Raw genomic sequence first — 23,133 nt, 5'->3', positions numbered from 1 at the left:
CAACATTGGAATTATCTATAGACCTATTAAAGCTTATACTGCCCGAACTATTAATAACCCACTTCGACCTGGTCGCCCATAAAACAGAAGGTGGTACGCTTCATTTTTATTTTGAAGAAAAAAAGGATACCCCTAAAGAGGAAAGGCATCGCACTTTAATAGCCCATGGTTTTCACAAAGAGATCGTCGTCCAGGACTTTCCATTACGGGGAAAGTCGGTGTATCTCCATATTAAGCGGCGCCGTTGGCTGGACAGGGCCACGGGCCAGGCCGTGCAAAGAGATTGGGATCTAGTGGCACAGGGGACTCGTATGACCGTAGAGTTCGCTGCTTTTTTAAAAGTACTTGGTCAGTACCAAAGCTAATGACTGTCATACCATTGGCGGGTTTTATGGGGTCAACGGCAAAAGACTACAGCGACAGTTTCGTGATTACTTAAGCGAGTTCAAACAATGGAAGGAGAGACCACATGCCAAGGAGTGGCTCATATTTCCTGAGAATATAGGACCTTATCTGTCCATTGACGAAACGGCCCTCTCCAAGGGGGAACTCTATACCATTATCACCAATAAAAAGGCCAAGGGCAAGAAAGGAGCTATAGTGGCCATATTCTCCGGCACCAAGGTGGGGCCGATCATAGAGCAACTGCTAAAGATATCGGCCAAGAAAAGATCCGAGGTCAAGGAAATTACCCTGGATATGGCCAACTCCATGAAGACCATCGCCAAACAATGCTTCCCAAAAGCGATACAGGTGACGGACAGGTTCCACGTACAGAAACTTGCACTGGAAGCCCTTCAGGATATCAGGATCAAGCACAGGTGGGACGCCATAGACCAGGAGAACGAACAGATAAAACAGGCAAGGGCAAAGAACGGAACATTCGCCCCAAAAGAGTTCAGCAATGGGGACACAAGGAAACAGCTATTGGCCAGAAGTAGATACCTCCTTTATAAATCGCCAAACAATTGGACGCAAAACCAATCCGAAAGAAGCAAAATATTGTTCGATCAATATCCCGATATAAAGGTCGCCTTCGACCTGGTACAGGGGCTAAGGAACATATTCAATACGGCAACTTCTATACAAATAGCATATACAAAGCTGGCACATTGGTACAAGGACGTAGAAAACACGGGCTTCAGGGCCTTCAATACAATTGCCAACACTATATCCCTCAATTATAGATCGATCCTAAACTATTTTATAAATAGAAGTACAAACGCATCCGCTGAATCATTTAATGCTAAAATAAAAGCTTTTAGAGCTCAGTTTAGAGGTGTGAAAAATGTAGAATTCTTCCTTTATAGATTGACCACAATTTTTGCATAAACACAACAATTGGTCATGATCCATGAAATTGACCAGTTCGAAATGTCTGGATTACACGGGAGATGATTCTTAAGGTAGATAAAAAATGTTAAAATTCCAAAATTGTTTGATTAAGTCAAAGCAAACCTCACTTTTGATTAGAACAAAAAAACCAGCTAGAAATAGCTGGTTTTTTTAGTAGCGGGAACTGGACTCGAACCAGTGACCTTCGGGTTATGAGCCTTGGGGGTAATGGTTGGATATGGTCTGATATGTAGTAAAAGCTAGTGTTTATTGGGGTTTGTATTTTATGTTAAACCATAAAAAATCACTAAAAAGCAGTAAATGTTTTACCTATGTTTTACCCTTTTTTGACAAGTTTTATATATCTTTAACTAAACAGTAAAGCTTATGGCGTCAGTAAAGATAGTACTTGTCAAGCATAAAAAGAAGAAAGATGGTTCAGCCCCTATTGCCGTTCGCTTGATAAAAAATCGTAAACCTAGTTATATCTTTACAGGGAATTACGTTCTTGAAAAGGATTGGAATCCTACAGATCGATATATAAAAAAGTCGCATCCGAATTCGACAAGATTAAATAATTTACTGCAAAAAAAGTTGAGTGAAGCTCATGCCAGTCTTCTTGATGCGGAAACGAGCGACGATAATCTATCAACAAAACAAATATCGAATAAAGTAAAGCGCAAGGGAAATAGAGTTTCATTTTTTGAAGTTGCAGCAGAGCGAATCGAACGTAAGTATAAAGCTGGAACGTTTTCCGTTGCGAAATCAGAACTGTCCATTCTTTGCAACATAGAAGAGTTTTTAAATTTAAATTCTAGTGAGCCTATGGAATCTGTAATCGAACAGATAAAGGAACGTCGTAAAAAAAGAATGGTTCTCAGACGTAAACCGGAAAATTCCATGGTTAACAGCATTAAAGCTTATGCCAAGAAGAAAACACTTTCTTTTGAGGAAATCGACACGGCTTTTTTGAATAAATATAAATCTTTTTGTGCTGCATATTTGGGTCAAAAAACACGCACAATTACAAACCAATTGATTTTTATTCGCACCCTTTTTAATCAAGTCATTACTGATGGTGAAGTTGATAGAAAGTATTATCCATTTGCAGGAGAGAAGGAAAAAATTAAAATTACCTCCGGCCATAAAATAGGATTGACAAAAGAAGAAGTCTTAATGATAGAAGATTTGAAATTGGAGGATCAAACAAGTATCTGGCATACCCGGAACGTATGGTTATTTTCTTTTTACTTTGCCGGAATCAGAATATCTGACGTGTTAGAGATGAGATGGTCCGACTTTAAAGATGGGCGTCTGTTCTATACTATGAATAAAAATGAAAAACCGGTTAGCCTTAAAATACCTGAAAAAGCGAAGATAATTATTGAACTATATAAAAGGAAGCGCAAATCTTCGGATTATATCTTTCCGTTTTTGCACAATGTAAACCCAAAAAATGAATATGATAAATTTGTCAAAATCAGAAACGCAAGTAGGTTGTTCGATAAATATTTAAAGCGTATAGCAAAGCAGTGCGGTATCGAAAAGAACCTATCGAATCATATTGCCCGTCACAGTTTCGGGAATATTGCCGGAGATTCTATTAGTCCGCATATGCTTCAAAAGCTATACCGTCACAGTGATCTTAAAACTACGATAGGGTACCAAGCGAACTTCATTCACAAGGAAGCTGATGATGCATTGGATGCTGTTGTAAATTTTTAGAAAAGTAATTTGTAATCTTCTAAATATACTTTGGATCTAGCACTATGAGGTATGAAAAATTGAACCTAGGATTTTTTTCTGTGGCTCGGTCGTAGGGACTGTACAACTCAAGAAATCTTATTTTTAGGAGTCGCTTTTTTTGTTTTGGTTAAACAAATGGACGTTTTATAAGATATAATTTTGTCGTTATCTTATTTTTAAGGTAACAATATTATTTAAGATAATTTGTGATTTACCTTCTAAGCAGGCGGTCGAAGGTTCGAATCCTTCTGCCATCACTAGTAAAAATGGAGCTTTAGGAATTTAAAATCTCTGAAGCTTTTTTATTTGCACTCAATTTGCACTCATATTTTGGATTTTTATGGGCTTAAATGGTCCGATTTGTCGACTTTTTTTCTTGATAGATAAACCCTTTTGAAATACTTGATTCAATTATTTTTGGCAACATGTTCCCCTAGTTTTAAGCTTCTTTGATGTTGACATGATTGTTCGTAATGAAGTAACTATTATATTTTGGCTTCTTTCAAATCCAAAGACATTCTACTGGTTTCGTTAACATGAAGTAAATGTTAAAAATCATTTTGAAATACCAAATATCCAGATAATTGAATCCCTTGAATACATCACATGCAGCAACTGGGTCACTCAGTTTAGTATTCTGCGTAATCGAAAAAGTAGATCCAGGCACTCAGAGAAACGCGCAAAATTAAATCCAATATTTTCTGAATTTCCTGATAACTATCATATTATAATTTTTTTTTCTTTTGAATCTTTGTGTAGATAATATTTAAGAGAATCGAAAGAATTAATTAAGAGGAAAGTCTTTTATTTTTCTCATTTTGGTAATTGAAGGTATTGTCTGAACAAGAATGTATAGGGAAATATATCTGGTATAAAATATCGACGAAGTCATAATAGTGTATTAGAGGAAGAATACAATTCGTCAATATTCTTATATAAAACTTTTAGGTCGGCTCCGTATTTAAAATCCGAAATATAAACTTGAACAAAAGGAACATGGTAATAACAGATACTACAAACATTAAACACCAAGCTCAACGGCAATACTAACAGGTTAAGATTTAGTTTATGAATTCATTTATGCCAGTGATAAAGGAACTACAGGAAGGTCATCCCTTAAAAGTCTATTACGAGGAAAGTTCTTTGATCCAGGAATTATTAATGGCATTGTACCAGGCAGATCCAACTGAGGATTTTCAAAAGTATTTTAACATATTCAATGAATTGGCGACTATTGAAAAGCGCTTTGCCCGGAAAGAAAACCAATTATTTCCGTATTTGGAAAAACACGGATGGACGGGACCTAGCCAGGGAATGTGGTCGTTCCATGATAATTTACGGCACCAAATTCGTTTGATAAATCAATATAACAAAGAGCGAAATACCTCTTTGATCAAGGAAAATACCCCCTATTTAATTGAAGGTATCAAACGCCTTTTGACGATTGAGGATGTACGGTTGTTTCCAAAGGCCATGGAATTATTGACCGAAGAGGAATGGAAGGAATTCTACCTAGGTGATGAAGAAATCGGATGGATGTTGCACCAGCGCCCAAAGCCCTTCCCGCCTCTTGAAAATGAAGGATATGTACATCCAAGTCAGGATTTTAGTGAACAAAAGTTGACTTTTTCATTAAAAGACACCTTCCACTACGATGAGGGATACTTGACCCCTGATCAAGTAAATTTGTTATTGCGGGTATTACCTGTAGACCTTACTTATGTTGATGAGAACGACAAGGTAATTTTCTATAACCGAGGGGAAGAAAGGGTCTTTCCGCGAAGTAAAGGAATTATTGGCCGTGAGGTTCGGTTTTGCCATCCGCCAAAAAGTGTTCAGACCGTACTTCGGATACTGGAAGAATTCAAGAAAGGGACCAAGGATGAGGCCAGTTTTTGGATCAATTTTAAGGAAAGAACTATTTACATCAGGTATTTCGCTGTACGCGACAAGGACAAAAATTATAAGGGAGTAGTTGAAATGTCCCAAGATATTACTGATATCAAAAAATTGGAAGGTCAAAAACGGCTTTTGGAATGGAATTAAAAATATTTGCCTAAAAAAACAAAACTATTTAGGAGTAATAAAAAAAAGAAGATGGTAAAATTGCAATCGATCCAAATCCCGGTAAGTGGAATCGGAATTACGGCTGCGTTGATGCACTTTTAAAGGTATCCCATTGGGGTAGATTCCTTAATTCTTGGTTTGATGATATCCATTTTGAAAAATTGAGACGATTGGACCGTGGTAATTTCGAAATTGCATATTTTATCCGAGCTAGATGATTTTTTGAATAAATATGGCCAACTTACAAAATATATTCATTTTTTGCCGAAGGCATTTACTATACCTACTTCTTATCCTTTCTTTTATTCAATATTCCTGTAGGGACCAAAGCTCAAAATACATTCCGGTTACAGAGGGAATCGTCCATGACGTCTTTACGTCGACAGAATCTATAGATGATAATAATTTTGTTGGGAACAAAAACTGCAAGGAGTGCCATGTCAAGGAATTTGAAACATGGAAGGGTTCGGACCATGACAACTCCATGCAGGTCGCGAACAGGAAAACCATTCTGGCAAAATTTGAAGGGGAACGGTTTAAGAGCCAGGGCATAACATCCCGGTTCTTCCAAAAGGAAAAGGAGTTTTATGTAAATACGGAAGGTCCCGATGGCGAATACCACGATTACAAAATTGTATATGTTTTTGGAATCAGGCCGCTTCAACAATATATTGTCCAGTTCCCAAAAGGAAGATATCAATGCCTGAGAACGGCTTGGGACACCCAGAAAAATAAATGGTTCGATCTGTACCCGAATTTTAAGATAGTTCATTCGGAATGGTTGCATTGGTCTAGGGGGGGGATGAATTGGAACAATATGTGTTCGGATTGCCACTCGACAAATGTCCGAAAAAATTATAATCCTAACGACCGATCGTACAGCACAAAATTTTCTGAAATCAACGTGAGTTGTGAAACATGCCATGGCCCAGGTAAAAGGCATATAAACGAAGTGAAGTCCTTGGGCTCTACCTATGACTCCCTTTCAGGGTATATGCAAATGACGGCTAAGACCAACGCCCACAAACTGGTGGATGAATGTGCCAGGTGCCATATGCGAAGAGAGCAGATTTCTGAAGGGTTTAATTTTGAAGGGACAATGATGGACCACTATTTCCCACAATTGATAGAATCACCGATCTATTATCCCGATGGCCAAATTTCTGATGAAGATTATGTGTATGGTTCGTTTATACAGAGTAAAATGTACCAGAACAACGTATCCTGTAAAGATTGCCACGATAGTCACTCCCTCAAATTAAAATTTGAAGGGAACAAACTATGCCTTCAGTGCCATCAGCCCAAATATGATCATGTTGATCACCACCGCCACAAAAGCGGGGGGGAAGGTGCCAAATGTATCAATTGCCATATGCCGGGAAAATTTTATATGGGCAACGATTTTAGGAGAGATCATAGTTTTAGAATCCCAAGGCCCGACCTAAGTATCAAATATAGTACGCCAAATGCCTGCACCCAATGTCATACGGATAAAACTGAGCAATGGGCATGGCAGGCGTTCAAGAAAAATTATGGAGTGCCGGACTACGTTCATTTTTCGGAAAAGCTGGTTCCCGGAATTATTGGGGATCCGGATGCCGCTAATGGCCTATTGGAGCTTGCACACGACCAAGACCTGCCCGAAATGGCACGGGCATCCGCGGTAAAGGTTTTGGTAAATTACCAGGTGCAAGACGACCTCAATACTTTTATAGCCCTTCTAAGTGACCAATCACCCTTGGTACGAGGAGCTGCCTTGGATGTTTTGGGCCAAATAAATTCCATGAATTATACAGAATATTTATTGCCAAGATTGAAGGACGGGAAAAGGGCCAACAGGGTAAAGGCATTTTATGCACTTGCATCGGTTGGAGAATTTCAAATTCCCAATGAATACAAGACGGAATATGGAAAAGTTGAAAAGGAGTTTATGGCGTATTTGCGGATAAATGGTGATTTTTCAGGAGGGCAGGGAAGGAAGGCGGCCTATTACGAAAGGAAGGGTGATTTAGACCTTGCAATGGAGGCATACGTTGAGGCCTTAAAAATCGACAAAGACAACAACATGATCAGAAGTAATCTTGCAAATCTCTATTATAGGTTGGGGGATACCCAGAATGCTGAAAAGGCCTTTAGGGAAATCATTGAACAGGAACCAGAATTTGGCGGCTCCTACTACTCCTTGGCGCTGCTACTATCCGAATTGGGACGAATGAATGATGCTGTAATCGAAATGGAACATGCACATAGATTAATGCCGTCCAATATCAGGGCCATATATAATTTAGGCTTGTTATATCAAAAGGTTGGAAAACCAAAGGAAGCAGAAAATATCCTTTCCAGCGGTCTATGGGTCGACGCCGAAAATGAGGATATACTTTATGCCCTGGCCTTTTTGTACTTACAGGAAAAACAAAAAGAGAACGCATTGCAAACTGCCAAAAGAATAATAGCATTATACCCTAACAAGTCAGAATATCAGAATTTATTAAGACAGGCAAATAGCCTATAAGGACAATTGCTTGCTAAAAAACGAGGGGGAGGAAGTCCATTTTAGGGAAAGGTGAACTACAGTTCACTGTAATTGTCGATTGCCAATGGTATCTGTGGTTTACATCTTTTTTATTTTTTTTACGATTTGCTCAAAAATATCTGTTTCATCCTCTAATTTTAAACGGGTATTATATTTTTTCTTTAGATCATAGTCCGTTAAAATGATATGCTCATTGGGTTCGATGTCAATGTTCTTCAGACACTCTTTGGCACATTGAAGGGGGCATCCGTCAATAACAATGATCGGCCTACTGGACCTGGCCTTTTTAACAAGTGATTTGACCTTGCCGCCTACCCCAGCTATACAAGACATCTCAGCGATACCATCGAAATTTATTTTTACGGCAATATCGTTCGCCAATTGCGCCACATTGCTACAACCTGAACAGGAATATATTAAAGGTACCGTACTTTGCTTATGCTTTTCCATGGTTACAATTTTTGTAAAGATTTACAATAGATCTTTTATCCGACTATCCTTATCGGTATGTACATTGTCCACATTGTAATAACCACCTTTGTTATGCTTTCGTTCCAAGGATTGGCGAATAATTAAATGAGCTACATTCACCATGTTTCTTAATTCACAGAGCGAAGTGTTAATTTTTACGCTTTTATAAAGTTCCTCGACCTCATTGTAAATCAGGTCAAGATGCCGAACTGCTTTTGTTAAACGACTATTGCTTCTTACAATTCCCACATAATCCCGCATTAGTGCCTGCAACTGTGTAAGATTGTGTTGTATTAGAACATATTCTTTGGGAATGCTTGTGCCGTCATCATTCCATTCAGGAATGGTTGTGCATCTCGAATCAACCGGATGTGCAGTGTGATATTCAAATATATTATGGGCATAAACCAAAGCTTCCAATAAGGAGTTCGAAGCCAATCTATTGGCCCCGTGCAATCCTGTTCTTGAGCACTCACCGCAGGCAAATAGGTTGGTGACCGAAGTTTTTCCGTTCTTATCCACAACAATGCCACCACATAGGTAATGTGAAGCGGGAACAACGGGAATCCAATCTTTTTCAACATCAATATGGTTGATCAGGCATTCTTGATAAATATTTGGAAAATGATTTTTGAAGACATCTATATCCAGGTGGGTGCAGTCTAAAAAGACATGGGTATCCCCTGATTTTTTCAACTCTTTGTCTATGCTTTGGGATACGATATCCCTCGAAGCTAATTCTGCTCTTTTATCATAATCTGGCATAAATCTATGTCCGTTTTTATTTCGTAAAACGGCACCTAACCCCCTGACCGCTTCGGAAATCAGAAATGAGCGTCCATCTTTATTGTTATACAGCGCCGTGGGATGAAACTGTACAATCTCCATATCCTTAATTTCAGCTTTTGCTCTATAGGCCATTGCTATGCCGTCCCCTGTTGCTATTATTGGATTTGTGGTATGACCGTATACCCGACCAATACCACCCGATGCCAATAACGTACTATCTGCTCTAATCGTAATAATATCTCCCGTCTTTTGATCTAATACGTAAGCCCCGTAGCATGTTATATTTTTTGATTCCGGGGTATTAAGATGATGTTCAGTAATCAGGTCCATTGCAAAATGATAGGATAAAACAGTGACATTGGACAATTTATGAACTTGTTGCAGCAATGCTCGCTCTATCTCGAACCCTGTAATATCCTTATGGTGCACGACACGGTATTCAGAGTGTCCACCTTCAATTCCTAAATCCAGCTTACCGGAATCATTAATATCAAAACTGGCACCCCAGAGCATTAATTCCTTGAGCCGTTGTGGACCTTCCTTTATAACCATTTCAACCACGGCTTCATCACACAATCCGTCTCCCGCAACCAAAGTATCTTGAATGTGTTTTTGAAAAGAATCTTCCTCTAAATCCAATACTACGGCAACACCACCTTGGGCATATTTTGTGTTGGATTCCTGCTCATCTGCCTTAGTGACTATAATTACCGTCTTATTGGGAAACCTCTGGGCAATTTTTACGGCGTAGGTCAATCCTGCCACGCCCGAGCCTATAACAAGAAAATTTGCATTTACCATTTTATTTAGATAATTCCAACATTCTTTGAATAGGTTGTAGTGCACGCAACCTTATGTCTTCTTGAACTTCAATTTGCGGCGTTTCATTTAAAAGACAATCATAAATTTTTTGAAGAGTATTGACTTTCATATAAGCACATTCACTGCAGGCACAGGTGTTATCTTCCTCTGCAGGGGCCGGAATAAGAACGGTAGTGGGGACCTCTAGTTGCATTTTGTGTAATATACCGGCTTCCGTGGCAACAATAAACTGTTCCTTGGGGTGGGTTTTTACATAATTTATCATACCTGAAGTGGAGCCAATATAGGTAGCTAGATCTAGGATGTGCTCCTCTGATTCCGGATGGGCTATTATTTTTGATTCGGGATAGGTCTTATAGAGGGCCAAGAGCTTATCTACGGAAAAAGCCTCATGAACTACACAGGAACCATCCCACAGCAATAGGTCTCGTCCCGTTTTTTTACTTATATAGCGTCCCAAGTTTTTGTCGGGGGCAAAAATAATTGGTTTGTCCTTAGGTACTGACTCCACTATTTTAAGGGCATTGGAGGAGGTACATACAATGTCGCTCATTGCTTTAATTTCTGCAGAACAATTAATATATGTAATAACCAAGTGATCGGGGTGCGCCTTTATGAATTTTGAAAATGCCTCAGGTGGACAAGAATCCGCCAACGAACAACCTGCATTTAGGTCGGGCAGTAGCACCTTTTTTGTTGGATTGAGGATTTTAGCGGTCTCAGCCATAAAATGTACCCCAGCAAACACGATAATGGATGCATCTGTTTCAGCGGCCCTTTGTGAAAGCCCCAAACTATCCCCAACGTAATCAGCGATTTCTTGTATCTCATCGCGCTGGTAGTAATGTGCCAGAATTACGGCATTCTTTTCTTGCCTTAACTCATTTATTCTCTCTTTTAAATCCATAAGATTAAAAGTAATTTTGAACCGGAAAAGTTAGATGTTCCAGCCCCCGTAAAAAATGATAAATGTCATAAAAGCATATAAAATTATCTTTTTATTATCTTTGAGAACAAATCAACAATAAGTATGCTTTCCAACGCATGTAAATATGGAATTCGGGCGATATTATACTTGGCTTTAAAAAGTGATAAAACTCATAAGATAGGTGCCAAGAAAATTGCGGAAGAGCTTGAAGTACCCCAACCATTTTTGGCCCAATTATTAAGAAATTTGGTAATAGATAGACTGGTATCTTCTACAAAAGGCCCTGGAGGAGGATTTTTTTTGGACGAAGGGAACAAGGAGAACTCGCTTTGGGATATCATATGTTCGATCGATGGAAGCCACAGGTTCGACGAATGTTTTTTGGGACTTACCCAATGTAATGACATTAATCCTTGTCCGGCACATTATATTGTATCCCCATTTAAGAATAAAATATTGAACGATTTTAAGGATAAATCGATTTCAAAGCTTGTGCAGGAAGTTGAAAACAATGGAACTGTAATTTCCTTAAAAGATTTTGATGCCCTGAGGGATTAATACGATTATACTTATTTAGTTTTAGTAGCTATTTTAAGTCTTTCCCATAACTGTTATTTTAGCATTTTGAGCTGAATTATGACATTTTTGCCCAAAACAGAATACCTTGGGGGAAAGGTGCCAATGTTATTAAAAAACCTTCAATAGGTGGCCAAAGGCGAAGAATTGTGGTTTTTTCCAATAGATTGGGAAAAATTAAAAACAATATTACGAACTCCTCCCATATAAACTTTTGGGTTTTAGTATTTTTTTGAACTGGAATCAATAGGGAGAACCATATCTAAAAACTACCTCTGGTCCTTATAAAATAGTAAAAGGTCTTTTATTATTTATAATTGTTATAAATAGCTGAAACCCTGATATTTATCATATTTTTTCTGATAAAAGGTTATTAAAATAGTAGTGATTTTAATCAGTTATAGCAATGGGACGTAATACTTCAACTCCGCTTTTATTGATATCCTTTTTATTTCTAAGTCTATTATCCGAAGCACAGGATGGTGAAGCAATTTTTAAATCTACTTGTGCTGCTTGTCATACCACAACCAGTAAAAGGCTGGTTGGTCCCGGATTGGCCAATATACAGGATAGGGTTACCATAGAATGGTTTACAAAGTTCGTAAGGTCATCCCAAACGTTGATAAATAGTGGAGATGCCGAGGCCGTAAGAATATTTGAGGAATACAATAAAGTAGTTATGCCCGATCAGGGGTTATCCGATGCCGAAATAAATGCGGTTTTTGACTTCATAAAAATTAAAAGTCCGGCAATATCGGAAGTGACCGCTCAAGAAACCGTAGAGGAAGAAGTAATTCCTTTTGAACCAACGGAATCGGATATCGCAATGGGACAAGATTTGTTTTCCGGTGAACAAAGATTTGAAAATGGGGGACCTTCCTGCATTTACTGCCATAATCTTGCAACGGACAGAATTATCCCAGGTGGGTTGCTGGCAAAGGATTTGACGACCGTTTTCAGTCGAATGGGTGGAGATGCTGGCCTTACGGCAATTCTGAACGCCCCTCCATTTCCTGCCATGACAGAAGCGTACAAAAACAAATCCATGACCAGAGCTGAAATTTTCGCAGTGACTGCTTTTCTCAACCAAGTGGAAAAAGAAAGTGGAACGGAATCAGCAACAGCGATAAGCCCATTATTGGTATATGGGTTTATCGCTTTTTTAATTTGGGTCGGTGTAGTGTTATTGGTATGGCTTCACAGGAAAAAATATGCGGTTAACAAAAGAATATTTGAACGACAGCTAAAATCGTATTGAACTCAAGATGAGCAAATAAAAAAGAGTAAAATAAAAGTCTAAAAATAAAAAAGATGAGTTGGATCGAAGACATTATTTCTCCGAAAACCCGCAAGTGGGAAGAGTTCTACCGCAACCGCTGGCAGTATGACAAAGTGATACGCAGCACACACGGAGTAAACTGCACTGGCGGATGCTCCTGGAATATCCATGTGAAGGATGGAATCGTTGTGTGGGAAACACAAGCGCTTGATTATCCGTTGCTTGAAGAAGGCCTTCCTCCGTACGAACCACGTGGTTGCCAAAGGGGAATTTCCTATTCCTGGTATCTCTACAGCCCGATTCGTGTAAAATATCCTTTGATGAGGGGGGCATTGATGGACTTGTTCAAGGAAGAGAAAATGGCTGCTGGAGGCGACCCAATTAAAGCATGGGCAAACCTTCAGAGTAATTCAACCAACAGGGCCCGTTACCAAAGAGCCAGGGGGAAAGGTGGATTTAGAAGGACAAATTGGGAGGAAGTCATTGAACTGATTGCTGCCGCCAATCTTTATACCGTAAAAAAATATGGTCCCGACCGTATTATTGGATTTTCCCCGATTCCGGCAATGTCCATGATTAGTTTTGCTTCGGGTTTCAGATATCTTCAATTGATGGGCGGTACGTGTCTAAGTTTCTATGATTGGTATTGTGACTTGCCACCTGCTTTCCCCGAGGTATGGGGAGAACAGACCGATGTTTGTGAAAGTGCCGATTGGTACAACTCCAAATTCTGTGTTTCTATGGGTGCCAACCTGGGGATGACACGAACACCTGACATTCACTTTTTTTCCGAATCAAAACACAATGGGACCAAAACGGTGGTGATGTCGCCCGACTTTAGTATGGTGGCAAAACATGCGGATCAATGGATTCCCTGCCATGCCGGATCTGATGGCGCTTTTTGGATGGCCGTGACCCACGTCATCTTAAAGGAATACCATGTTGATAGGCAGGTGCCTTATTTTATGGAATATGTGAAACGCTATACTGATTGTCCATTTCTTGTGGAACTCACCAAAGAAGGAGATCATTATTTGCCGGGTAAATTTCTAAGGGCAAATAGGATATCTGCTTATAAAGGGGTGGAAAATGGAGACTGGAAATTTTTAAATCTCGATACCAAGACAGGAAAACCGGTAATGCCGAAAGGAGGTATGGGACAGCGCTGGGATAAAGAAAAAGACAATATCGCAAAATGGAATTTACTTTATGAGGATGGTGTAGACAACAAGGAGTACGACCCCGAACTTACACTCTTAAGTAAAAGCGATGATGTATTGCAAGTAGAATACACCGAGTTTGGGTTAAAGAAAAAATCCAATCGAGGGGTTCCGGTAAAATATATTGAGACTATTGACGGTAAAAAAGTTCCGGTCGCCACCAGTTATGATATTATGATGGGGCATTATGGAGTGGGGCGTGGTCTTGCAGGTGATTATCCAAAGGATTACGAGGATGAAAAAGCAGCATATACCCCAGCGTGGAACGAAATCTTCACAGGCATTGGACGAAATACAGTCATTAAGTTTGCCCGTGAATGGGCGGACACTGCTGAGACGACCAAAGGAAAATGTATGGTCATTACCGGTGCCGGCATCAATCACTGGTTCCATGGAAACCTTATGTACCGTGCCGCGATCCAGGCCCAGTTGTTCACCGGTTGTAACGGAGTGAACGGTGGGGGAATGAACCATTACGTAGGGCAGGAAAAATTAGCCCCCGTAGATTCCTGGGGAACGATCATGGCGGCAAAAGATTGGCAGAGTGCCAATAGGATGCAGCAGGCTCCTATCTGGCACTATATCAATTCCGATCAGTGGAGATACGATGCCAATCAGGCACAGTACAATTCCATTCCCGATAACAGCAAATACGGAGGCATGCACTCGGCCGATATGGCGGTGATGGCGGTGAGAAATGGATGGATGCCTTTTTATCCACAGTATGATAAAAATAATCTTGAAGTAGTTACAGATGCCGAGAAAAGCGGCGCTAAGACCGACGAGGAGATACAAAATTACATTGTAGACCAGTTGAAATCAAAAAAGCTGAACTACGCCATTGCAGACTGCGATAATGAAATAACTTTTCCCCGCAACTGGTTTATCTGGAGAGGCAATGCGCTGATGTCTTCTGCAAAAGGGCACGAGTATATGCTCAACCATTATCTCGGCACCCATCACAACGATATAGCCGATGAAGTGGCACAGGAGCACGTTTCAGAAATTATCTGGAGGGAAGCCCCGAAGGGGAAAATGGATTTGGTGGTCGATATCAATTTCCGGATGGACACCTCCGCTCTCTATTCGGATATTGTTTTGCCAACAGCTTCTTGGTATGAGAAGGCGGATCTCAATTCAACCGATATGCACTCGTTCATCCACCCACTTTCGCCCGCGGTCGCCCCTGTCTGGGAATCCAAAAGCGATTGGCAGATATTTCAATTGATCGCCAAGAAAGTCAGTGAATTGGCACAGCAATATATGCCCCATCCGGTAAAAGATACCGTGAACGTACCGCTCTCCCACGACTCAATAGACGAGATCTCCCAGCCAACGATCAAGGATTGGGGCAAAGGGGAATGCGAACCGGTTCCGGGAAAATCTATGCACAAGATCGTAATGGTAGAACGCGATTACACACAGATATACAATAAATACATTACCCTTGGCCCGAATTTAAAAACAAAACCGATTGGTGCGCACGGCGTTTCTTTTATGGTAGATGATGTGTATGAACAAATGCACCAGGACAAGCGCCATGTCCAGAAAATCAATGGGATTGAGTATCCTTCGCTAAAAGAAGATATTGAAGCTGTAAATGCTGTGCTTACGCTTTCCACCCTCACCAACGGACATTTGAATGTCCGTGCATATGAGAACATGGAAAAGAAAACAGGGCTTGTTCTTGCGGATCTTGGCGCCGGAAGCAAAGATGTGCGTATCGATTTCAATGATCTACTAGCGCAGCCGAGACGATACAACACGGCCGCCCTTTGGTCCGGATTAATGAATAATGGACGGGCCTATTGCGCCTATACCTATAATGTGGACCGTCTTGTTCCTTGGAGAACGCTCACAGGAAGACAGTCCATGTATCTCGATCATGAGGGGTATATCGCTTTTGGGGAAAACCTACCAACCTACAAACCTTCACCACTCCCCACTGTTTATGGAGACATCCGCAAAACACTGAATGACGGAAAGGCAAAAATGTTCAACTGCTTAACTCCTCACGGAAAATGGCATATACATTCTACATACGGGGATACCCTAAGGATGCTTACACTTTCAAGAGGAATGGAACCCTGCTGGATGAGTGAGGAAGATGCAGTAGCAATCGGGGTCAAGGACAATGATTGGGTCGAAGTGTACAACGATCACGGGGTTTATTGTACTCGCGCCTGCGTAAGTTCAAGGATTCCCAACGGAGTTTGTATTGTGTATCACTCCCCCGAAAGAACCTACTCCGTTCCAAAGTCCCAGGAAAGGGGAGGCAGAAGGGCTGGTGGCCACAATAGTTTTACACGGGTGCACCTAAAGCCAAGTTTGATGGTGGGCGGTTATGCACAGTTTTCATTTCACCTTAATTATTGGGGACCCGTTGGTGCAAACCGCGATACCCACGTGCTTGTAAGAAAAATGAACAAAGTAGAATTTTAACATACTAATAAATAGAACTATGGACATCAGGTCACAAGTATCAATGGTTTTTCATCTCGATAAATGTATCGGATGCCATACCTGTTCCATCGCCTGTAAAAATGTTTGGACAGATAGGAAAGGTGCGGAGTATATGTGGTGGAACAATGTTGAAACAAAACCGGGTACCGGCTATCCTACCAAATGGGAAAACCAGGATATATACAAAGGGGGATGGGAGAAAAATGGAAACTCAGTATCGCTCAAGGGAGCCGGAAAGTTAAGGGGACTGAAGAATATTTTTCACAATCCCCATCTTCCTGTCCTGGACGATTACTACGAGCCTTGGACCTATAAGTATGAAGATTTGTTCACGGCCCCCGAAGGCGATGATCAGCCTACGGCACGTCCTGTGTCCCTTGTAACGGGAGAACACATGGATGTCAAGGCAGGTCCCAATTGGGACGATGATTTGGGAGGCTCGCCAGATTATGCACGTCAGGATGTAAACTTTAAAAACCTCAGCCCTTCAGAGCAGGAGGTGATGTTCCAGTTGGAAAGAATGACGTTTTTTTACCTGCCTCGAATCTGTAATCATTGTTTAAATCCTGCCTGCGTTGCGTCCTGCCCTTCCGGTGCCATTTACAAAAGAGGGGAAGATGGGGTGGTGCTTATCAATCAACAGGTTTGCCGCGCATGGAGAATGTGTGTTACTGCTTGTCCCTATAAAAAATCGTATTACAACTGGCACACGGGAAAATCAGAGAAATGTATTTTGTGCTACCCACGGCTGGAATCAGGACAAGCACCTGCCTGTATGCATCAGTGCGTAGGAAGGATCCGCTACTTAGGGGTTTTGCTGTATGATGCCGATAGAATTCAGGAAGCTGCTTCCGTACCGGACGACCAATTGGTAGATGCACAATTAGGAATCTATCTGGACCCTTTCGACCCGGAAATCATAAAAGAAGCAAGGAAAAACGGGATTGCCGACTCGACCCTTGAAGCGGCCCAGAAATCCCCTGTTTATAAATTTGTGAAGGAATGGAAAATTGCTCTACCGCTCCATCCTGAATTCAGGACACTGCCGAATTTATTCTATGTCCCAGCGCTTATGCCAGGAATGGCAACCGTTAAGGACGGAGTTTATGAAGAATCAAACACCCAGTTTCTTTGGGGAGGAATTGAAAACAATCGTCTACCGATAAAATATCTCGCCAATCTTTTTACGGCCGGGAATGCTGATAAAATTGTTGAGGTGCTCAAACGTTTGATGGCCGTCCGCTGGCACAGAAGGCAGATTACCGTTGGCGATGTGGAGCAGGAAATCGTAGATAAGGCAATGGGCGAAGTGAGTTTGGAAGCCGATACGGCCGATGCGATTTTTAGGCTGACGTCTTTGGCAACATTTGATGAGCGGTTTGTAATTCCGCCCGCACACAGGGAAGAATCAATTGAAATGCTTGAAAGTACGGCTGACGTAAAAGGTTCGGCCGGATTTGGATTTAAAGAAAAACCCAAGAGAGGCTGGTAAAATTAATGACAGATGAAAGACAGGAAACATTATTCGTTACTCGCAAACCTTTTTAGATATCCTGAAGAAGATTTCGTTCTTCACCTAAAAGAGGTCCAGGATTTTCTTGACGGGTTTTATCCTGAAGCAGGAAAAGAACTACATCCATTTTCCAAATTCATGAACAATTGCCCTCTTGATGAAAGGGAGGAGCTCTTCACAAAAACATTTGATGTGCAGCCTATCTGCTATCTTGATCTTGGCTATGTGATGTTTGGCGAAGATTATAAAAGGGGCGCGTTTCTTTTGAACATGCAAGGGGAACAACAAAAGATAAACAATGATTGCGGGACGGACCTTCCTGATAATATCTGCAATGTTCTCGTTTTGATGACAAAATCCGAAGATGATCGGTTTATTGAAGATCTAGTATGGAGAATTTTTATTCCCTGTGTAAAAAAGATGATTACAGAATTTAATTCCGCAAGAGTTGACATGAAAATGAGAATACTTCGAAAAAAGCACAGGGCAATTATCCAAGAAGAACTCAATCACGGAAACGTTTATAAAAATTGTTTTACTGCGTTGCTCGAAGTCTTAAGAAAAGATTTCGGTGAGAAAGAAATGGTTGTGGAGGGCGATACAGTTCTCACTTCTTCATATCACCGCTCTTTTTTCAATAAACAAACCGCACTGCAAACTTTTAACCATACGCAAAACTCAGAGGCGCAGGATTTTGAGTCTTTGCAAAAACTCGACTAACTATGGACTATTTGTTATTTGTTGTATTTCCTTACACCAGTCTCGCCATCTTTCTCATCGGGTCCATTTACCGATATAAAAACAGGGCATTCTCGGTTTCCTCACTTTCCTCGCAATTTCTCGAAGGGAAAAAACTTTTTCTTGGAAGCCAGTTGTTTCACTGGGGTTTGTTAATCCTGTTCTTCGGGCATTTGATTGCCTTTTTGTTTCCAGCCAGTGTTTTGTTATGGACCGGACAGCCCGTCAGGCTTCTGATATTGGAAATAACTGCTTTTGTTTTTGGTCTGTCAGCTTTCTTCGGCCTAATGCTTCTTATTTATAGACGGTTGACAGATAGACGTGTGCAGATGGTTACCAATAAAATGGATTTTGTGGTATATATAGTGCTGTTGGTGCAAATTATTTCTGGATTGGTGGTGGCATACACAAGCCGTTGGGGTTCGGCATGGTTTGCAGCATTCCTTACACCTTATCTCCGTTCAATTTTTGTTTTCGACCCACAAATTGATGCTATTTCCAGCGTAACCTCCCTTTCGCTTAAAATCCATGTGATTGCTGCTTTCAGCCTTATCGGTATTATTCCTTTCACACGATTTATGCACTTTTTGGTCTACCCACTTGATTATACATGGAGAAGTTATCAGCAGGTAATGTGGAATTGGAATAGGAAACGTATCCGGGTTTCGAAAGCACATCGCCAAGGGCACAAATCAAGGAATAATTAATTATCTAAATAATCAGTTATGAAAGCCACACTTAATCCCTCACTGAAATTATTGGCCGTTTTAATGTGTTTAACTCTTTCGTTAAGCTACCAGGATGCTTTTGCTCAAAGTACGGCCAGCACTCCTTTGGACATAGAGGTAATGTACTATGTTCTTGGAGGGGCAATACTTGTTGTATTCATAGCTACGATTTTTGTAATGCGAAAAGTAGCTAAGATAGCGGGCGAAGAGGGTTTGCAATTGTTCGATATTGATTTTCCTATTTTTAAAAGAATGGCCAAATCCAGCGGAATTGTAGCTATCATAATGATTCTTCTCGTCTTGTGGGGAATATATTTGGTGGTTACCTACAAAGTGAAATGACGATGGTGGCCTTTATTGGGAGCGGGTAATGGGTGAATGGAAAAAGTGTTGGTACCATTTTTTCCACTTTTGCAGGTAACTTTTTGTGAATTAAAAAGCGAAAAATATACATGGAAACGGTAGCTACAGGTAAAGCGCATAGAATCTTGTTTTTTAACACACTTGCGTTTACGGTTTGTTTTGCTGCCTGGATGACCAATGGTGTACTGGTCACTTTTCTTGTCAATAATGATATATTTAAATGGAATCCGGTCCAGATAGGTTGGTTATTGGGTGTTCCGGTATTGGTTGGCTCTATTTTTCGGTTGCCTATTGGAATACTCACCGACAAATACGGGGGCAAGTGGGTAATGGGGGCTATAATGTTATTCTGTGCTGTCCCGATGTTCTTTTTATCGCAGGCTAATAGTTTTACATCGTTTCTTTTGTTGAGTTTTGGCTTTGGAATGGCCGGAAGCATTTTCGCGGCAGGGGTGGCCTATACTTCTTTATGGTATCCAAAAGAAAAACAGGGCACTGTACTCGGAATTTTTGGGATCGGCAATGCGGGGGCGGCTTTGACAACATTGTTTGCGCCAAGTATCCTCAATAAACTTACGGAACACGGAGCTGATCCAGAAAGATGGCGAATTCTACCGCAGCTGTATGCTGCAATGCTGGTGGCCATGGCCATTATTTTTCTTTTAGCCACTAAAAACAAAAAAACGACCGAAGTAAAAACAATGCTACAGCGTTTGGCACCTTTAAAAGAAATGAGGGTGTGGCGTTTCGGGCTGTATTATTTTTTTGTTTTCGGGAGCATTGTAACCTTGGCACAATGGCTCATTCCCTATTATGTGAACATGTATTCCCTGTCCATTGTTACCGCGGGAATAATGGTTTCTGTTTTCAGCTTGCCTGCCGGTCTGATTAGAGCAGTTGGCGGCTGGCTTTCCGATAAATTGGGAGCACGCCTGGTCCTTATATGGGTGTTCGGAGTTTGTCTTGTGTGTTTATTTTTTCTTTTCCCCCCACGCATGGAAATCCGGGCACCCGGGCAGGGCATTATGGCCAGTAAACCTGGGATTGTCACTGATGTTTCTGCCAATGCCATCACCATAGATGACGTTGTATATACACTTCAGACACAAGGTGGCGACATCGTCCAGACTGAAGTTCGTTTGGGTATTTTCCACAATGCAGACGAGGACTTCACTCCCTTCCCTACTTCTTCCTTTTGGCAGGAACCACAGGTTCAAAAAGGCGATATAGTGAGTAAGGGACAATTGCTGGCAAAGGGTTTTACGCATATTTATTTTCAGGCCAATAAATGGATTTTCTTTAGTTTGGTCTTTATCCTAGGCATTATGATGGGGATAGGCACAGCGGCCGTTTATAAGCATATTTCTGATTATTACCCCAGCAGTATTGGAACGGTAGGAGGTATTGTAGGTGTAATCGGTGGGCTAGGTGGATTTTTCAACCCCATTTTTTTCGGTTTTCTGTTAGAGGGGACAGGGGTATGGACAACTTGTTGGATGTATCTTGCCGTGATAGCGATCATTTGCATCATCTTTCAACGTATTGCCATCAAAAAGGCCAACCTAACTCCACATCAAAAATAGTATAATCGCAAAATATAAATGGCGAAGGTTGAATGTCATCTCTAAACTTTTCTATGGATCAAGAATTACAAAAGGCTGCAGGCAACTTGTCCGATCAAACAAAAAATAATTTTTTGACCGGTATGCAAGGAATAATAAAAAATTTAGCACCATCCTATTTTGCAATGGTGATGGCAACGGGTATAGTTTCCATTGCCGCTGATTTTTTAGAAATGCCGTTGATTGCCATGGGCTTGTTTTGGTTGAATATTTTTGCCTATGTGATTTTGTGCAGTCTCACTTTATTGCGTTTTATACTGTTCAGGAAAGAATTTCTCGCAGATCTATTCAGCCATACCCAAGGAGTTGGTTTTTTCACAACTGTTGCGGCTACCTGCATATTGGGTGGGCAATTTATCCTTTTATGGGAAAATTTTCAGGTTGCAGTGATACTTTGGTACCTCGGAATTGTTCTTTGGTTGATAATTACTTATACCATTTTCACAACCTTTACCATCAAGAAAAACAAACCACCACTTGAAGAAGGAATAAACGGTGCCTGGCTACTTGCCGTTGTCTCTACACAGGCACTCGCAGTTTTGAGTGCACAACTGTCCATGCACTTTGAATCCTATAAACTTATCATAAATTTCTTTGCTTTTTCCATGTGGCTTTGGGGCGGCATGCAATATATTTGGATGATCTCCCTTATCTTTTATCGTTATACATTTTTTAAATTTTCTCCCAGTGATCTTTCTCCGCCTTACTGGATCAATATGGGGGCCATGGCTATTTCGACATTGGCAGGCTCTTTACTTATCATCAACACCCCACATGCACCATTTTTGCTTTCTACGCTTGCCTTCCTTAAAGGATTTTCTATTTTCTATTGGGCAACAGGAACGTGGTGGATTCCCATGTTGATTATTTTGGCCGGGTGGAGACATCTTTACAAAAAATTCCCTCTAACGTATGATCCCTTATACTGGGGAGCGGTGTTCCCTTTGGGCATGTACACGGCTTGCACCTATATGATGGCCACAGCAATGGATCTGGACTTTTTATTGCCTATCCCAAGATATTTTATCTATGTAGCGCTCCTAGCTTGGGCAGCAACCTTCATCGGACTGGTCCGTAAACTGGCGAAGGAACTTTTTTATAGGAAAGGACAAATGTGATAAATATCATTTTTCTATTCAATTATAGTACCGAAATTTAATAGTTAACTAGTCTTGAGTTCAATAAACATAATGTTATGATCAATGCCGGAAAATCAGAAAAGCAGCAATTACCCCCTGAAATCCTAAAAAGGAATCAAAAAAAAGATAATGGACTTGATCTTAAAGAACTGCAAAAAATCGATCCTGTAAAAAAGCAGAGCGAGAAAGGATTGGACGATCAGGAGGATTCACCTATGGATCCGCCAAACGCTTACGAGGAACCTGGGAAAGTTACTATACAGGAAGCAAATATGGCCAATGCTATAATAACCTTTATGGACGAGCACAGGGAGCTGCTAAAAGTGGTCGAGGAATTTGAAAAAGGAATTGTTGCCTACAAAACTAATGGGTACAATCTCACCAAAGAAATAAATGGATCGTTTTCAAAATTTTTTAAATGTTTTGACGAAGATCTTCTTCCGCACAACAGAAAGGAAGAAAAAGTTTTGTTCCCCATCCTTCATAATAAATTGATCTTGGCAGGCGAGCATAGTAAAGGGGTAAAACAGGTTACTGCTATTGACGTGATGGAAGATGACCATGTGAAATTTATTCAATTGGGCGCACTTGCCTTCAATCTGCTTGGTCTGGCAACCCGCATGGCAGATGAGCGTTCCAGGATTTTTGTGCTTGATACTGCCTATGAAACTTCTCGAGAGTTGGTAGAGCTTATCAAACTTCACATCTATCGTGAAGATGAAACCCTTTTTCCCCTGGCCCTGAAATATATTTCTAAGGAAGAGTTTGAAGTGATTCGGGAGGAAATGGAAAAATTCTGAT

Annotated in this window: 18 protein-coding genes; 15 read left to right on the top strand and 3 right to left on the bottom strand. The window is 40.7% G+C overall.

The annotated features are described in order from the left end of the window. Nucleotides 1–5: 5 nt before the first annotated feature. From U735_RS0119040 to U735_RS0119020, 5 genes are all read left to right on the top strand, one after another. Entirely contained in the window at nucleotides 6–365 is a 360-nt protein-coding gene (locus tag U735_RS0119040; RefSeq protein ID WP_031441962.1) for an ISAon1 family transposase N-terminal region protein, read from the top strand. Further along, nucleotides 346–1,332, top strand: a complete 987-nt coding sequence (locus U735_RS0119035; RefSeq protein ID WP_051891802.1) for an ISAon1 family transposase — start codon at nucleotides 346–348, stop codon at nucleotides 1,330–1,332. The genes U735_RS0119040 and U735_RS0119035 overlap by 20 nt, the downstream gene beginning before the upstream one ends. A gap of 390 nt (nucleotides 1,333–1,722) precedes the next feature. Beyond that, nucleotides 1,723–3,060, top strand: a complete 1,338-nt coding sequence (locus tag U735_RS0119030) for a tyrosine-type recombinase/integrase (protein ID WP_031445333.1) — start codon at nucleotides 1,723–1,725, stop codon at nucleotides 3,058–3,060. Between the two features lie 1,089 nt (nucleotides 3,061–4,149). Then, nucleotides 4,150–5,127, top strand: a complete 978-nt coding sequence (locus U735_RS0119025; protein WP_031445332.1) for a DUF438 domain-containing protein — start codon at nucleotides 4,150–4,152, stop codon at nucleotides 5,125–5,127. A 253-nt stretch (nucleotides 5,128–5,380) separates the two neighbouring features. After that, nucleotides 5,381–7,660: a tetratricopeptide repeat protein gene (locus tag U735_RS0119020; RefSeq protein ID WP_051892246.1), complete on the top strand. Its 2,280-nt coding sequence runs from the start codon at nucleotides 5,381–5,383 to the stop codon at nucleotides 7,658–7,660. A gap of 99 nt (nucleotides 7,661–7,759) precedes the next feature. Here U735_RS0119020 and U735_RS0119015 read toward each other — a convergent pair whose 3' ends face one another. From U735_RS0119015 to nadA, 3 genes are read right to left on the bottom strand one after another with little or no spacing between them, the layout of a single operon-like run. Further along, entirely contained in the window at nucleotides 7,760–8,131 is a 372-nt protein-coding gene (locus U735_RS0119015; protein WP_031445330.1) for a putative zinc-binding protein, read from the bottom strand. Nucleotides 8,132–8,152: 21 nt separating this feature from the next. Then, entirely contained in the window at nucleotides 8,153–9,742 is a 1,590-nt protein-coding gene (gene nadB / locus U735_RS0119010) for an L-aspartate oxidase (protein WP_031445329.1), read from the bottom strand. Nucleotide 9,743: 1 nt separating this feature from the next. Then, complete coding sequence (gene nadA / locus U735_RS0119005; RefSeq protein WP_031445328.1) at nucleotides 9,744–10,670, bottom strand: quinolinate synthase NadA; 927 nt, start codon at nucleotides 10,668–10,670, stop codon at nucleotides 9,744–9,746. 123 nt (nucleotides 10,671–10,793) lie between these two features. On the opposite strand from nadA, the gene U735_RS0119000 reads away from it, so the two are divergent. The 10 genes from U735_RS0119000 to U735_RS0118950 all read left to right on the top strand — a co-directional run bounded on the left by U735_RS0119000 (nucleotide 10,794) and on the right by U735_RS0118950 (nucleotide 23,132). Next, nucleotides 10,794–11,249, top strand: coding sequence for an RrF2 family transcriptional regulator (locus tag U735_RS0119000; RefSeq protein ID WP_031445327.1), 456 nt, complete (start codon nucleotides 10,794–10,796; stop codon nucleotides 11,247–11,249). A 424-nt stretch (nucleotides 11,250–11,673) separates the two neighbouring features. Then, nucleotides 11,674–12,525, top strand: a complete 852-nt coding sequence (locus U735_RS25090) for a c-type cytochrome (protein WP_031445325.1) — start codon at nucleotides 11,674–11,676, stop codon at nucleotides 12,523–12,525. 53 nt (nucleotides 12,526–12,578) lie between these two features. Further along, entirely contained in the window at nucleotides 12,579–16,208 is a 3,630-nt protein-coding gene (locus U735_RS0118985; protein WP_031445324.1) for a nitrate reductase subunit alpha, read from the top strand. Nucleotides 16,209–16,227: 19 nt separating this feature from the next. After that, a complete protein-coding gene (narH, locus tag U735_RS0118980; RefSeq protein ID WP_031445323.1) occupies nucleotides 16,228–17,721 on the top strand; it encodes a nitrate reductase subunit beta in 1,494 nt (497 codons plus the stop codon). 12 nt (nucleotides 17,722–17,733) lie between these two features. Continuing rightward, a complete protein-coding gene (locus U735_RS0118975) occupies nucleotides 17,734–18,462 on the top strand; it encodes a hypothetical protein (protein WP_031445322.1) in 729 nt (242 codons plus the stop codon). A 2-nt stretch (nucleotides 18,463–18,464) separates the two neighbouring features. Continuing rightward, a complete protein-coding gene (gene narI / locus U735_RS0118970) occupies nucleotides 18,465–19,187 on the top strand; it encodes a respiratory nitrate reductase subunit gamma (protein WP_051892244.1) in 723 nt (240 codons plus the stop codon). 18 nt (nucleotides 19,188–19,205) lie between these two features. Then, nucleotides 19,206–19,550, top strand: coding sequence for a hypothetical protein (locus tag U735_RS0118965; RefSeq protein WP_031445320.1), 345 nt, complete (start codon nucleotides 19,206–19,208; stop codon nucleotides 19,548–19,550). A gap of 110 nt (nucleotides 19,551–19,660) precedes the next feature. Then, nucleotides 19,661–21,154: an MFS transporter gene (locus U735_RS0118960; RefSeq protein ID WP_031445319.1), complete on the top strand. Its 1,494-nt coding sequence runs from the start codon at nucleotides 19,661–19,663 to the stop codon at nucleotides 21,152–21,154. A gap of 53 nt (nucleotides 21,155–21,207) precedes the next feature. Next, nucleotides 21,208–22,311 (top strand): tellurite resistance/C4-dicarboxylate transporter family protein, encoded by a 1,104-nt coding sequence (locus U735_RS0118955; protein WP_198036667.1) that lies wholly within the window; start codon nucleotides 21,208–21,210, stop codon nucleotides 22,309–22,311. Between the two features lie 77 nt (nucleotides 22,312–22,388). Further along, nucleotides 22,389–23,132: a hemerythrin domain-containing protein gene (locus U735_RS0118950; RefSeq protein WP_031445317.1), complete on the top strand. Its 744-nt coding sequence runs from the start codon at nucleotides 22,389–22,391 to the stop codon at nucleotides 23,130–23,132. Nucleotide 23,133 lies beyond the last annotated feature (1 nt).

Origin of the sequence: Arenibacter algicola (assembly GCF_000733925.1) — a bacterium.
Taxonomy (GTDB): domain Bacteria; phylum Bacteroidota; class Bacteroidia; order Flavobacteriales; family Flavobacteriaceae; genus Arenibacter; species Arenibacter algicola.
The sequence above is the reverse complement of the archived record's forward strand: the minus strand, read 5'-3'. Positions and strand labels throughout refer to the sequence as shown.

Coding starts and splice junctions, on each gene's coding strand:
- U735_RS0119020 (WP_051892246.1), top strand. CDS start 5,381: ATGGCCAACTTACAAAATATATTCATTTTTTGCCGAAGGCATTTACTA.
- narI (WP_051892244.1), top strand. CDS start 18,465: ATGGACTATTTGTTATTTGTTGTATTTCCTTACACCAGTCTCGCCATC.
- U735_RS0118960 (WP_031445319.1), top strand. CDS start 19,661: ATGGAAACGGTAGCTACAGGTAAAGCGCATAGAATCTTGTTTTTTAAC.
- U735_RS0118975 (WP_031445322.1), top strand. CDS start 17,734: ATGAAAGACAGGAAACATTATTCGTTACTCGCAAACCTTTTTAGATAT.
- narH (WP_031445323.1), top strand. CDS start 16,228: ATGGACATCAGGTCACAAGTATCAATGGTTTTTCATCTCGATAAATGT.
- U735_RS0118965 (WP_031445320.1), top strand. CDS start 19,206: ATGAAAGCCACACTTAATCCCTCACTGAAATTATTGGCCGTTTTAATG.
- U735_RS25090 (WP_031445325.1), top strand. CDS start 11,674: ATGGGACGTAATACTTCAACTCCGCTTTTATTGATATCCTTTTTATTT.
- U735_RS0119000 (WP_031445327.1), top strand. CDS start 10,794: ATGCTTTCCAACGCATGTAAATATGGAATTCGGGCGATATTATACTTG.
- nadA (WP_031445328.1), bottom strand. CDS start 10,670: ATGGATTTAAAAGAGAGAATAAATGAGTTAAGGCAAGAAAAGAATGCC.
- nadB (WP_031445329.1), bottom strand. CDS start 9,742: ATGGTAAATGCAAATTTTCTTGTTATAGGCTCGGGCGTGGCAGGATTG.
- U735_RS0118985 (WP_031445324.1), top strand. CDS start 12,579: ATGAGTTGGATCGAAGACATTATTTCTCCGAAAACCCGCAAGTGGGAA.
- U735_RS0118955 (WP_198036667.1), top strand. CDS start 21,208: ATGGATCAAGAATTACAAAAGGCTGCAGGCAACTTGTCCGATCAAACA.
- U735_RS0118950 (WP_031445317.1), top strand. CDS start 22,389: ATGATCAATGCCGGAAAATCAGAAAAGCAGCAATTACCCCCTGAAATC.
- U735_RS0119030 (WP_031445333.1), top strand. CDS start 1,723: ATGGCGTCAGTAAAGATAGTACTTGTCAAGCATAAAAAGAAGAAAGAT.
- U735_RS0119015 (WP_031445330.1), bottom strand. CDS start 8,131: ATGGAAAAGCATAAGCAAAGTACGGTACCTTTAATATATTCCTGTTCA.
- U735_RS0119025 (WP_031445332.1), top strand. CDS start 4,150: ATGAATTCATTTATGCCAGTGATAAAGGAACTACAGGAAGGTCATCCC.